At 73.2% G+C, this 12,436-nt stretch carries 9 protein-coding genes; 4 read left to right on the forward strand and 5 right to left on the reverse strand.

All coding sequences use genetic code 11. The features are described 5' to 3' along the window. Positions 1 to 219: 219 nt before the first annotated feature. From AB0B50_RS41115 to AB0B50_RS41125, 3 genes are all read left to right on the forward strand, one after another. On the forward strand, positions 220 to 3,471 hold the full coding sequence (locus AB0B50_RS41115) for a BTAD domain-containing putative transcriptional regulator (RefSeq protein WP_362342021.1): 3,252 nt from the start codon (positions 220 to 222) through the stop codon (positions 3,469 to 3,471). 112 nt (positions 3,472 to 3,583) lie between these two features. Continuing rightward, the gene (locus AB0B50_RS41120) at positions 3,584 to 5,197 is read left to right on the forward strand and encodes a peptidoglycan-binding protein (protein ID WP_362342024.1); all 1,614 of its coding nucleotides are present in this window, start codon (positions 3,584 to 3,586) and stop codon (positions 5,195 to 5,197) included. A gap of 5 nt (positions 5,198 to 5,202) precedes the next feature. Further along, positions 5,203 to 6,588, forward strand: coding sequence for an RICIN domain-containing protein (locus tag AB0B50_RS41125; RefSeq protein ID WP_362342044.1), 1,386 nt, complete (start codon positions 5,203 to 5,205; stop codon positions 6,586 to 6,588). A gap of 92 nt (positions 6,589 to 6,680) precedes the next feature. Here the strand turns inward: AB0B50_RS41125 and AB0B50_RS41130 are convergent, their stop codons facing one another. The 5 genes from AB0B50_RS41130 to AB0B50_RS41150 all read right to left on the reverse strand — a co-directional run bounded on the left by AB0B50_RS41130 (position 6,681) and on the right by AB0B50_RS41150 (position 11,917). After that, positions 6,681 to 8,723 (reverse strand): ATP-binding protein, encoded by a 2,043-nt coding sequence (locus AB0B50_RS41130; RefSeq protein ID WP_362342026.1) that lies wholly within the window; start codon positions 8,721 to 8,723, stop codon positions 6,681 to 6,683. Beyond that, the gene (locus AB0B50_RS41135) at positions 8,720 to 9,373 is read right to left on the reverse strand and encodes a DUF4255 domain-containing protein (protein WP_362342029.1); all 654 of its coding nucleotides are present in this window, start codon (positions 9,371 to 9,373) and stop codon (positions 8,720 to 8,722) included. Before AB0B50_RS41135 ends, AB0B50_RS41130 begins: the two co-directional genes overlap by 4 nt. Before the next feature lie 64 nt (positions 9,374 to 9,437). Next, complete coding sequence (locus AB0B50_RS41140; RefSeq protein ID WP_362342032.1) at positions 9,438 to 10,109, reverse strand: response regulator transcription factor; 672 nt, start codon at positions 10,107 to 10,109, stop codon at positions 9,438 to 9,440. Positions 10,110 to 10,214: 105 nt separating this feature from the next. Continuing rightward, entirely contained in the window at positions 10,215 to 10,772 is a 558-nt protein-coding gene (locus AB0B50_RS41145; protein ID WP_362342034.1) for a dihydrofolate reductase family protein, read from the reverse strand. A gap of 404 nt (positions 10,773 to 11,176) precedes the next feature. Then, on the reverse strand, positions 11,177 to 11,917 hold the full coding sequence (locus AB0B50_RS41150; protein ID WP_362342037.1) for a GAF and ANTAR domain-containing protein: 741 nt from the start codon (positions 11,915 to 11,917) through the stop codon (positions 11,177 to 11,179). A 354-nt stretch (positions 11,918 to 12,271) separates the two neighbouring features. On the opposite strand from AB0B50_RS41150, the gene AB0B50_RS41155 reads away from it, so the two are divergent. After that, the coding region (locus tag AB0B50_RS41155; protein ID WP_362342047.1) for a fructose-bisphosphatase class II at positions 12,272 to 12,436 on the forward strand (165 nt) is incomplete at its 3' end.

Here is a 12,436-nt window from a genome sequence, read left to right on the forward strand (position 1 = left end):
GGCGGATCCCGTACTCGGCCGAATGTGAACCCTCGATGGCGCATATGCCCAGCACCACCGCCCACCGGCGTCAATACCTGGTCAAGTGGGTGGCGGAAGTTCCCCACGGGTGACGGGCGACCCGCGGGACTGACGTAACGTTTGGGTCGTACGGACATCCGTGTTCCGTACGAATGGGCACTGCGCGGTGCGTGATGGGGCAAGGGGTACGGGCTGACAATGCTGGGCGACACGGTCGGCGATCCGGACCGGGGCGGCGCGTGGGAAGCCGAGCCGGAACACCCGGGCGGGGGGCTGTGGTTCCAGGTGCTCGGGCCGATGCGCGGCTGGCTCGACGGCCGGCCCCTCACGCTCGGCCCCCCGCAGCAGCGCGCCACCCTGGCCGCCCTGCTGCTGCGCGAAGGGCACCCGGTCTCCGCGTCGGAGCTGGTGGACGCGTTGTGGGGCGAGGAGCCCCCGCCCCGCGCGGTCGGCGCCCTGCGGACCTACGTCTCACGCCTTCGCACCCTCCTCGAACCGGACCGCCGCGCCCGCGAACCCGCCAGGATTCTGGTCTCGGCGGGCGACGGCTACGCCCTGCGGGTACCGCGCGAGGCCCTCGACGCCTGCGAGCTCGAGGACCGGGTGGCCGCCGCGCGCCGGATGCGCGGGGCGGGTGAACACGCCTCCGCGCACATCGAGTTGTCCGCCGCGCTCGCCCTCTCGGACGGTGCCCCGCTGGCCGGTCTGCCGGGTCCCTACGCCCGGCGCCAGCGGGACCGGCTCACCGAGCTGTCCGTCACCGCCCAGGAGGAGCTCTTCGCCTCCGCCCTCGAACTGGGCCGCCACGGCGAGACGACCGCACCCCTGCGAGTCTTCGCCGCCGAGCACCCGCTGCGCGAGCGCGCCCAGGCCCTGCTGATGCTCGCCCTGCACCGCGGCGGCCGGCAGGCGGACGCCCTCGCCGTGTACGAGACCACGCGCCGCACGCTCGCCACCGAGCTCGGCGTCGACCCCGGCAAGGAACTCACCACGCTGTACGAGGGGCTCCTGAGGGGCGAGCGGACAGCGGCCGCGCCCACACCCGCGTCCCGCGTCGTCGAGCAGCGGCGCCGCGCACCCGCACGACAGGACGCCGGGCACGGGCAGCCGCAGCCGCGGTCACAGCCGCAGGGGTACCCGCAGTCGCACCCGTACCCGCAGCCGAAGGCGGGCTCGGGAGCGGTGCGGGACGTCGTGGCCGCGTCCGTCAGCCGCGCGAGGCCCGCTCCCGTCCGGCACCCCGCGTCCCCTCTCGTCCCCGCCCAACTCCTCCCGGACGTACCCGACTTCGCGGGTCGCGAGGCGGAGGTCGACCTGCTCGTCCGGACGCTGCGCACCGCCGCGTCCGGCAGCGCGATGGCCGTGGCCACGCTCACCGGACTCGGCGGCGTCGGCAAGACCGCGCTCGCGGTGCACGCCGCACACGCCGTACGCGATCAGTTCTCCGACGGGCAGCTGTACGTGGACCTGCGCGGCGCGGACCCGGCGCCCGGTGTCGACACAGGCAGCGCGCTCACCGGCTTCCTGCGCGCGCTCGGCGTACCCGAGAAGGCGGTGCCCGACGGCCTGGACCAGCAGACGGCCCTGTACCGCTCGCTCCTGGCCGGACGCCGCGTGCTCGTGTTCCTCGACAACGCGCGCGACACCGCCCAGGTGCGCCCCCTGCTGCCCGGCACCCCCGGCTGCGCGGTCCTGGTGACCAGCCGCTCGCGGACCATCGCGCTGCCCGGCGCGCGCCTCGTCGACGTGGAGATGATGGACGAACCGCAGGCCCTCGGCCTGCTCTCCGCCATGGTCGGCGCCGAGCGCGTGTCCGCCGAACCGGCCGCCGCCCGCGAACTGGTCGCCATCTGCGGCGGACTGCCGCTGGCCGTCCGTATCGCCGCCGCCCGCATCGCCGCGAGGCCGGGACGCCCCGTCGCCGACCTCGCGGACCGGCTGCGCGACGAGCGCCGCAGGCTGGACGAGCTGCGCGTGGACGACCTCGGCGTCGAGGCCACCTTCCGGCTCGGGTACGAGGCTCTCGACGCGGGCCTGGCCCGCGCCTTCCGCATGGTCGCGCTCTGCTACATGCCGTCCTTCTGCCGGGGAGCCGCCGCCGCGCTCCTCGACACCGGCGACGAGGAGGCGGAGACGGCGCTTGAGCGCCTGGTCGACGCCGGACTCGTGGAGCCGCACGGCGAGGACCGCTACCGCTTCCACGACCTGGTCAGGCTCTTCGCGCGGCGGCAGTGCGAACGCCACGAGAGCGCCCGCGAACGCGCCGAGGCGCGGCTGCGGTTCCTCGACTACGTCCTGGCCACCGTCGTCACCGCGATCCGCCGCACGAAGCCGCACAGCGTGCTGCCCGAGCTGCTGCACAGGCCCGCGTCCGCGGGCAAGGCGCTGCCGGACGAGGCCGCCGCGCGCGACTGGCTGATCGTCGCGCACAGCAGGCTGTACGCGGCCGCCGAGAACGCGCTGCAGCACGTCCCCGACCCGGCGGACGACGCCACCGGCACACCCGAGGGCGGCCCGCCGGGCCTGCGCCCCACCGTCGACCTGCTCACCGCCTGGTCCCACCTCGTGGTCGGCACCGCACGCCACCGCGATCTGGAGCCACTCGCCGAACTCGCCCTGAGCACCGCGCGCAAGCACGGCGACGACCCGGCCGCGGCCCGCGCGCTGCGCCTCCTCGGCGCCCCGCACTACGGCACCGAGACGTACGGCCGCGCCGAGCGCGCGCTGCGCGAGAGCCTGCGCCTCGCCGAGGCCTGCGGCGACCCGCTGGTCGGCGCCGAGGGCAGCCATGAGCTGGGCATCGTCCTCATGGGCACGGGCCGCCACGAGGAGGCCCTCGAACAACTGCGCCTCGCGTACGACCGGTTCGGCGCGCTCGGCGGACACAGCGACCGGATCCGCATCCTGTCCCACATGGCACGGGTGTACGTCACCCTCGGCCGGCCCACGGAGGCGGACGCCGCGCTGGCCCGCGCGATGAGCCAGGCACGGCAGTCGGGCAGCACGTCCACCCTCGCCCACGTCCTCTACCAGGCCGGCTGCACCCTGCTGGCGGCCGGCAAGGCGGCCGGGGCCGCGGATCTGCTGCGCGAGGCACAGCGGCTGCACGGCCGCTCCCACAACCCGCGCTGGGAGGCGCTGTGCTGGGCCCGCCTCGCCTACTGCGAACTGGAGCAGGAGAGACCGGGCGAGGCGATGGACTGCGCGGACGCGGCACTGGCCGTCGAGGGCGAGCTGGGCGACGCGTTCTGCCACGCCCTCGCGATGGCCGCGCGCGGCCGCGCCCTCCTCGCCCTCGGCGACCCCGACCGGGCGAGAGCGGCCCTGCGGATCGCGCACCGCGTGATGGAGCGGCGCGGCGCCATGGAGGCGGTGGAGATCGCCGCGCTCCTGGCGGAACAGGAGCCGAAATCGGGCACACCTCGCCCCGTGCTCTCGGCGCGCGGCTGAGCCGCCGCCGGGCCTCTCGTCAAGCGGCCCGTACGAGAGGGCAGTCAGGGCTGCCCCCGGGGCCGCCCTTTCGTACAAGGAGGAAAGCGGTGGTGGGCTCTACCGTGCCCGTATGACGTGGTGGAACTCCCTGGACCCGGCCGCGGTGACCGTTGATCCTGGTGGCAGTGCCACCGTGCGGCTCCGTGTGCGCAACACTGGTGACACGGTCGAGGAGTACCGACTCTCCGTGATCGGCGCCCCCTCGGGCTGGTCCCGCGTCGAACCGGACGTCCTGCGGCTCTACCCGGGCAGCGAGGCCACGGCCGAGATCTCCTTCGCGCCGCCCCGCTCGCCGGACGCCGCCGCGGGTCCCACGCCGTTCGGCGTCCGCGTCGAGCCCCGCGAACACCCCGAGGCCCGCGACGTCGTGGAGGGTCAGGTCACCGTAGGGGCGTTCTCGGAGATCCGGGCCGAACTCCTTCCGCCCACCATCGTCGGACGCTTCCGCGGCCGGGCCTCCATCGCCGTCGACAACCTCGGCAACACCCAGCTGACCGCGTCCCTCACCGTCCGCGACGATGCCGACCGGCTGACCTTCGACACCGACCCCACCAGCATTCAAGTCGCCCCGGGGCGGGCCGCGTTCGCGAAGGTCACCGTCCGGCCGCAGCAGGTGCGGTGGACCGGGCAGGGGCAGGCGCATCCGCTCACCGTCGCCGTGCGTCGCTCCGGCGACGAGCGCGCCCATGAACTGCCGGGCAGCTTCGACCAGCGTCCGGTCCTGCCGCGCTGGCTGCTCGCGCTCGGCAGCGTCCTCGCGGCCCTCGCCGTGGCGTTCGTGGTGTTCTGGTTCTCCTACGCCCCCAAGTTCAACGGCTCGGCCCGCGAGAACCAGGCCGCCACCACACCCGACACGGCCCCGCAGGGCGGCGACAAGGACAAGCTCGCGGACGCCCCGCCGCCCCCCGAGGAGAAGGCGGACGGCGGCAGCGACGACGACCTGAACGGTGACGACGGGGGCGGCGGAGGCTCCGGCGGCGCGGCGGACAAGGCCGGCTCCGGCTCCAAGGGCGGCTCTTCCGGCGGAGGCGGCGGCGGTGGCGGCGGAGGCGGCGCCGAGGAACCGGCGTCGGACGACGGCGGCTCCCGCTCGGGCCCGCCGTGGCGGCGCGGCTACGAACGGGACGTCGTGGTCGAGTACGCCCAGCGCCGCCTCGCGGCCATGAGCTCGACGAACGCATGCAGACTCACCGGCGACTACACACCCGGCGTCATCGACGCCAACACCGAGGCAAAGTTGATCTGTTATCAGAACGCCGTGATCCGCGACGGCCGGAACACCGGACACAACACCGCGCAGATATTCAAGACCGACGACAAGGGCGAGCTCGGCAGGGCCACCCTCACGTCGCTGTGGGCGCAGGGAATCAGGCCCGACGACGTCCGCTCCGGCGTCCGCAGCTGGGAGGTCGTACAGCTGGAGGCCGCGTTCTGGTGGGCCTCGCAGGCCGGCATCAGCGACAAGGACCTGGACCGCGACCGCGTGTACGCGGAACGAGGCGTCGCCTACTTCAAGAACGGCCGCACCGCGCCCACCACGGCCAGGTACGGCAGCAACCTGGCCGACCACATCAAGGACTACCAGGCCTCCGTCGGCCTCCCCGCGACCGGAGTCGCCGACAGCAAGACCCTGCAGGCGCTCGTCGGCGGCAGCGTCACCAACCCCGGCGTGAAGGGCCGGTGACCGGCATGTGGACCGCACTCGAACCCGCCGCGACCACCGTCGAGCCCGGCGCCACCGCGAGCGTACGGCTGCGCGTGCGCAACACCGGCGACACCGTCGAGGAGTACCGCCTCCAGGTGGTCGGCGCCGCGGCGGGCTGGGCCCGTGTGCAGCCCGACGTCCTGCGCCTGTACCCGGGCGCGGAGGCCACCGCGGAGGTGCAGTTCGCGCCGCCGAGGACCTCGGACGCGCAGGCGGGCCCGACCCCCTTCGGCGTCCAGGTGCGGCCCCGCGAGACACCGCACACCGCGGACGTCGTCGAGGGCCAGGTCACCGTGGGCCCGTTCGCCGAACTGCGCACGGAACTCCTGCCGTTGGTCGTACGCGGCCGACTGAGCGCCAAGGCGTCCGTCGCCGTCGACAACCTCGGCAACCAGCAGCTGACGGCCTCCTTCTCCGGCCGTGAGAACGGCGAGGAGCTGGAGGTCGAGGCCGAGCCCGGCTCGGTCCAGGTCGCCCCGGGGCGAGCCGGCTTCGCGGACCTGCGCCTCAAGCCCGGCGCGGTCAGCTGGGTCGGCGGCACCACCAAGCACCCCTTCACCGTGTCCGTGCTCCGGGCCGGGGTGACCGAGCCGGTGGAGCTGCGCGGCACCTACGTGCAGCCGTCGGTGATCCCGCGCTGGGCGATGGCGGTCCTCTCGGTCCTCGTCGCGCTGGCCGTGGCGTTCGCCGTGGTGTGGTTCCAGCACAAGCCGACCATGGCCACCCAGGCCAGGGAGAAGCAGGGCAAGCAGCAGCAGCTCCCGCAGGGCGACGGCATGAAGGAAGCGCCGAGCGCGAAGCCGACCGAGGAGGAGAAGCCGAAGGAGGACCCCCCGCCCAAGAACGAGGGCGGTGGCGGCGGCTCGGACTCCAAGCCGGGCGGCGGTGGCGGAGGCGAGAAGGACGACAAGCCCAAGGGCCCCAAGACGCACACCATTCGCAGCAGCGAGGGCGGCGGCTGGTACCTGGAGGTCAAGCAGGGGAAGACGGACGACGAGACGTCCGTCGGGCAGAACCCCGCCCTCACGGACGAGTTCGGCAAGAACCAGGACTGGATCCTGCACCACTACCCCGAGTCCGACACCTACGCCCTGGAGCCCGCCAACGCCCCGGGCAAGGTCCTGGACGTGAAGGGCGGCACGAACTTCGCCCAGATCTACAGCGCGCCGCCGGAGAACCTCAAGTCCGGCCAGCTGCCCGGCAACCAGAAGTGGAAGCTGGAGAAGCGTCCGGACGGGCTGACCCGCATCATCTCCGTCGCCTCCGGGGAGTGCCTCGTCGACATGCAGAACGACAAGGGCGCGATCACCTGGAAGTGCGACGACAACAGCAAGGCCATGGGCTGGACGATCTCCGACTGGCCGGAGTAGAGGCTCAGCAGACCGGAGTAGAGGCTCAGGAGACGCGACAGAGGGGAGCGGGTGGCATGCCACCCGCTCCCCTCTTTTGTGCTGCCGGGGCATCACTGCCAGGGCAGCGACGCACCCGGCACGAGCCGCCCCATCTTGCGGTACTCGCGCCGCGCCCCCGCCCGCACGTCCTCGCCGGACACCGGACCGCCGTGCCCCGCCGCCAGATAGGCGGCGGTCACCGCGGCCGACCGGATGGCGCCGCCCGAGAGCTCGAACTCCTTGGCGCACGCGGCGAGTTCGTGCTCCAGATCCGGGGCGCAGGGCGTGCCTGCCAGACAGGTGCGCCACAGGGCGATCCGCTGCTCGACGTCCGGGAACGGGAAGTCCACCACCAGGTCCAGACGCCGCGTGAACGCGTCGTCGATGTTGGCCCGCAGATTGGTGGTCAGCACGGCGATGCCGTCGAAGGCCTCCAGGCGCTGCAGCAGATACGCGCTCTCCAGGTTGGCGTACCGGTCGTGCGAGCTCTTGACCTCCGAGCGTTTGCCGAAGACGGCGTCGGCCTCGTCGAAGAGCAGTACCGCGTCGGTGCGGTCCGCCTCGACGAAGATCCGCTCCAGGTTCTTCTCCGTCTCGCCGATGTACTTGTCGACCACCGCCGACAGGTCCACCACGTAGAGATCCAGACCGAGTTCACCGGCCACCACCTCGGCCGACAGCGTCTTGCCGGTGCCGGAGTCCCCGGCGAACAGCGCGATCACCCCGCGCCCGCGGCCGCCGCCGGTGCGCAGCCGCCACTCGCCGAGCACCTTGTCGCGGTGCCGGGCGCGCAGCGTCAACTCATGGAGCAGGCCGAGCGGTTCGTCGGGCAGGACGAGGTCGCCGAAGCCGACCGCGGGCCGGATCCGCCGGGCGTGCTTGTCGAGCAGCGGCGCGGACTGCAGCCGGGCGCTGTGCTGGAGGTGCGCGGCGGTCGGCGGGGTGCCGTCGAAGGCCGCGAGCTCGGCCGCGCCCCGGGCGGCGCGCCGTATCTGTGCCTCGCTGAGGCGGTACGGCGCGACGGCCTCGGCGAGGTCGAGGCCGGGATCGAGGCCTTGCTCGATGCTCTGCGCGAAGTCCGGTGAGTGCAGGGCGAGTTGGGTGCGCCAGACCTGGGGTGCGTCGATCCCGTCGTGCGGCGCGTCCAGCGCGAGCAGCCCCGCGTCCGGCGCCCATCCGGGGTCGTGGGGATCGCTCCCGAAGAACACCACGGGTACGTCGCCGGTCGCCAGGGAGCGCACCAGGGCGCCGGGTTCGGGAGGCAGCGGACCCACGACGAGTGCGGCCTGTCGCAGCCGTGCCTCGCGCAGCAGGGCGGTGGCCACCGCCGCGGCGTCCGCCGCCGGGGTCCCGGGCCGATGGCGCAGGACGGGCAGCCCGGCCGCCCGCAGCGCGTCCGCCACCGGGGCGGCGGCCGTGCCTTCCCTGCGCTCGCGCAGATGGACCAGGAGCGGTCGCTCGGCGGCGAGCGAGGCGAGCCGGACGGCGAGCTGATGCTTGGGCTCCGCGGCCCCGTCGGGCAGCAACTCCACGCCCTGTCCGACCAGGTCGGAATCCAGTGCGTCGTCGCCGAGGAGCTGGGCCACCACCCGCTCCGGCACCCGCAGCGCCCGCCCCGGCAGCGGCCGGTCCTCGTCGTCGAGGGTGAGCAGGCCCTGGGCGCGCAGCGGCGCCGAGGGGTGGAAGCGGGCGCGGGCGAGCGGGTCGTGGGGCCCGGTGCCCGCGAGGTCCAGGGCGAGCGCGACGGTGGCCCTGCGCCGCCCGACGTCGTCGTTGAGGAAGCCGTACAGCGGCTCGAAGCGGCGGTCCACGTCGGGCGCGAGGGCGGTGAGCAGGATGTGCCGGTCGAGCGGGGCGAGGCCGAAGCGCAGCGCCAACTCGTCCAGGGCGTCGCCCGGTTCGGCGGGCGAGAGGTCCGCCACGGACTCCGGCGCCGGTGGCAAAGTTGTGGCCAGGCGGTGGGCGGTCTCCTGCGTCACATACAGGCCGCGCAGCGGATCCGTCGCCGTGGGGTCGCCCGAGCCGCGGCGCGCGACCAGCTCCGCCACGCCTTCGCGCAGCGAACCAAGGCGCGCGGTGAGCGACTCGGCGCCGCTCGCTCCTTCGCCGCTCACCGCGGCCCCGCCCCGTTGTCGTTCCGCTCCCCGTCCCGCTTCGTCGTCCGCATCAGCCGCGGCCGAGCGTCGCCCGGCACGCCGTCGATGCCGCGCACGGTCACGACGCCCTCGGTGACCGGCGGTGCCACGTCGTATGTCGGCGAGACCGGGAACGGTGTCGTGATCACCACGTCCAGGGACGGCTTGAGCTCACCGCCGAGCGCCGACCAGATGTCCGCGAGGGAGCGCGACTCGGGCGGCGGCACCGCGACGGTCAGCGGCAGCGTGGCCCGCAGCGCGGCGAGCGCGTCCGGCAGGTCGTCCGGCGGCAGCAGTTCGTGCGCGAGCAGGGTGCCGAGGGCCGCGGAGAGCAGCCGGTGCTCGTCCTCGGGGCGGTTGGTCCAGGCGGTGACGAGATAGGAGAGCCGGAACCAGCGCGGCGGCTGCCGTCTGCGCAGCACCACGCCGTCCGGGCCCCGCTCCGCGTAGGCGCCGCGCTCGCGCCGGGCCACGTCCTCGCGGATGTCGTACAGGTACGAGTTGAGCGTGGGGGCGTTGCGGCGCGCCGCCCAGTCGCGGGTCGGCGCCTCGAAGACGACCTCGCCGGCCTCTTCGGGAAGCGCGCCGCGCAGCAGCGCGCGCAGCGCCTCGTCGACTTCGTGGATCACGGCCGTACTCCCCTCGTACGCAGCCGTACTCCCCTCGTACGCACGGGGAGTGGGGTCGGTCGCATCAGATGTATCCCTCCCGCAGCGCATACGCGACGGCATGCGCGCGGTTCTGCAGCTGCAGGCGCGTCATCAGCGCGTGCAGGACGTTCTTGACGGTGCGTTCGGAGTAGGCGAGCTTCTCGGAGATCTGCTTGGTGTCCAGGCCCTCCGCGATCAGCCGCACCACGTCCACCTCGCGCGGCGCCATGCCCAGCGTCGGCACGAGCGCGCCCGCGGTCGACGGCGAGCCGTCGAGCGCGGACAGGCGCAGCCGCCCCAGCTGGGTCATGAGCCGGTTGATGAGGTCGGGCGGCAGCTCCCCCTCGCCGCGCGCCGCGCTGTGCACCGCGCGCAGCAGCTTCTGCGGGGTCGCCTGGTGCCGCCACAGGATGGCCCGTACGCCGTACTCGACGACGGCGAGGAGCTCCGGCTCGCGCAGTTCACTCGCGATGAGCACGACGCGTTGCTCGGTGGAGCGGGCCAGGCGGCGCAGTTCGGTGCCCGCCGGGTCGTCGAGCCGGTCCACGAGCATGACGGCGACCCGCTCGGGCGATGCCCGCTGTGTCGTCCCCGACGGGTCCTCGGTGCGGTCCACCAGCTCGACGGTGGGCTGATGCCGGAGATGGCTGATGACTCCGGCCCTGCTGAGGGGGTCGGTGGCGTGCACGGCCACCGAGATGCGTGTATCCGACACTGAGCATTCCCTGTCTTCCCCCGAATAGCGACGGGCACAGGGTGATCGGAGCCAATCAACAAACGATTGCCGACGGATCAACGCGGGTGTTTACCGACGTGGGGCTCAGGCGGACGGGGCACCCGGTGTATACGTCAGGTGCAGGACGCCGTTGTCGAAGGCCCTGCTGTGGGCCAGGGACATCGTCGCCGCAGGAGTGCCTTCTGGGAAGAGGCGAGGCCCCGATCCGACGACGACGGGGTGGACGACCAGGTGGAGCTCGTCGACGAGACCGTCGGCCAGCATGGCCCGCACGAGCGTGCCGCTGCCGCTGACGTATATCGGCCCGTCCACGTCGGTCTTGAGCTTCCGAATGGTGTCGGCGTCGTACCCGCCGAGGACCGTCGAGTTGTTCCAGTCGGCCTTCTCCAGCGTGGCGGAGACGACGTACTTGGGGGCCTCGTTCATGAACGGTGCCCCGGGGTCGTCCTCGGCGGTCCGCCCCGACCAGGCGGGGGCGAACTCCTCGTACGTGGTGCGCCCGAGCAGGATCGCCTTGCTGTCCGCCATGAGAGGGCCGATGGACTCCGCCATCTCGGCGGTGAATTCGTAGTCGAGGGTCCACAGCGGCGCGCCGATCACGCCGTCGAGCGTGATGAACTCGTGCACCTTGATCGATCCCATGGAACGGCTCCTTCGCTGGTCTGCTCGGCCCCGGCCACCCGCCGTTGCGGGCGCCGCGCGATCTTCTGGTGGGTAGACGACCGCCGCCCGGAAAACTCATCGGTCGTCGCTCGACAGCACCAAGGGGGCGGCCGCCGCCCATTCGGGGGACGGCGGCCGCCCGGCGCGAGAGGCCGGGAGCTCCCCTCCGTCGGCCCTTCGCGCGGCGTCCTCCGAGGGGGCGCGGGAGTTCCCACCGGGAGGACGGAGCCGGAGCCGCGAAGTCGGCGGTGGCTCCGGCCGGTCACGGGCATCCGGTCGCCACGGGGGGAAAAGGGGTGGCGGAACGGGATGCCGGTGTGGTCACGGAGCTTCATCCCAACTCCGTTGCCGAGGTTATCTGTTGGAGGCCCTTGATCGGAACCTCACAGTTCGGGCAGCCGGAGGTCGGGCGGGTCCTGCGGAGGCCGGCCGGTGAGCCTCGTGATCAACTCGGCGCACAGGTCGCGGAGTTTGAGGTTGCGGTTCTGGGACGCCCCGCGCAGGATCGCGAACGCCTCGGCGCTGGGGCAGCGTTGCTGGGCCATGATGATGCCGATGGCCTGGTCGATGACGCCGCGCGAGCGCACGGCCTGCCGCACGTCGGAGGTGAACTGGCGGGAGCGGGCCATGCGGCGGGCCAGTTCGATGGCGCCGGTGGCCTGGGCGGCGAGGGTGCGCAGGGCGGGCAGGTCGGTGTCGTCGAAGCCGTGCGGCACGGGCGAGTACAGGTTGAAGGCGCCCGCGGTGTCGCTGCGCGGGGCGATGGGCAGGGACAGCGACGAGCGGGTGCCCGTGGCCACGGCATGGGCGGGGTAGGCGCCCCAACGCTGCTCCTCCATCAGGTCGCTGACGGGGACCTCCTCGCCGGTGCGCAGGGCCTGCAGGCAGGGTCCGTCGTCCAGGCCGTACTGCTTCTCGTCCAGGGCGGGGGCGCTGGTGCCCGCGCTGGTCACGGTCAGGAAGCGCCCGGCGCGCTGCAGGGTGATGCCGCAGCCGTCGGCCTTGGGCGCGTTCCGCATCGCCTGTTCGGCCAGACCGCACAGGAAGTCGTCGAGGGTCTCGGTGTCCAACAGGAGAGCGACGACACCGGAGACGTCGGGGGATCCATGGTTGACGGAGGTCATCGGAGCTCCGGTCGTCGAGGAGAACTCGGTACCCGAGAGGGAGAACTCGGTGTCTGAGAGCGAGAACTCGGTGTCTGAGAGGGAGAACTCGTTGTCTGGAAAGGAGAACCGGTATCGGGGCAGTCCACTCCGATTGCCCCTCACGCGGCGTCCTACACACGGATGTTCCGAGGTGCCCGGAAAACGTCCGGAACCCGGGCGGACCCGGCTGACCTGCCCTTCCGCCATCTCGCCCGCGATTGTGGCAAGTTGCCAAAGGCGTACGCCGCGGCGGCTCCCGAGGCCGTCGGAGGGGTGGGGCGGAGGTAGCGTCCAGGTCGTCCTAGTGTTCGGGCACGTCCAGAAGGAACCCTGATGCCTCTCACCGCGTCCGCCCCGCCGTCGTTCCGCCTCGAGGTGTCCCCCGAGGCTCCCGACCGCAACTTGGCCCTGGAGCTGGTCCGGGTCACCGAGGCGGCCGCGATGGCCGCGGGCCGTTGGGTGGGCCGGGGTGACAAGAACGGCGCGGACGGCGCCGCG

It is taken from the genome of Streptomyces sp. NPDC041068, from assembly GCF_040647455.1.
In the GTDB taxonomy this organism is placed as follows: domain Bacteria; phylum Actinomycetota; class Actinomycetes; order Streptomycetales; family Streptomycetaceae; genus Streptomyces.

Coding starts and splice junctions, on each gene's coding strand:
- AB0B50_RS41150 (WP_362342037.1), bottom strand. CDS start 11,917: ATGACCTCCGTCAACCATGGATCCCCCGACGTCTCCGGTGTCGTCGCT.
- AB0B50_RS41115 (WP_362342021.1), top strand. CDS start 220: ATGCTGGGCGACACGGTCGGCGATCCGGACCGGGGCGGCGCGTGGGAA.
- AB0B50_RS41120 (WP_362342024.1), top strand. CDS start 3,584: ATGACGTGGTGGAACTCCCTGGACCCGGCCGCGGTGACCGTTGATCCT.
- AB0B50_RS41145 (WP_362342034.1), bottom strand. CDS start 10,772: ATGGGATCGATCAAGGTGCACGAGTTCATCACGCTCGACGGCGTGATC.
- AB0B50_RS41125 (WP_362342044.1), top strand. CDS start 5,203: ATGTGGACCGCACTCGAACCCGCCGCGACCACCGTCGAGCCCGGCGCC.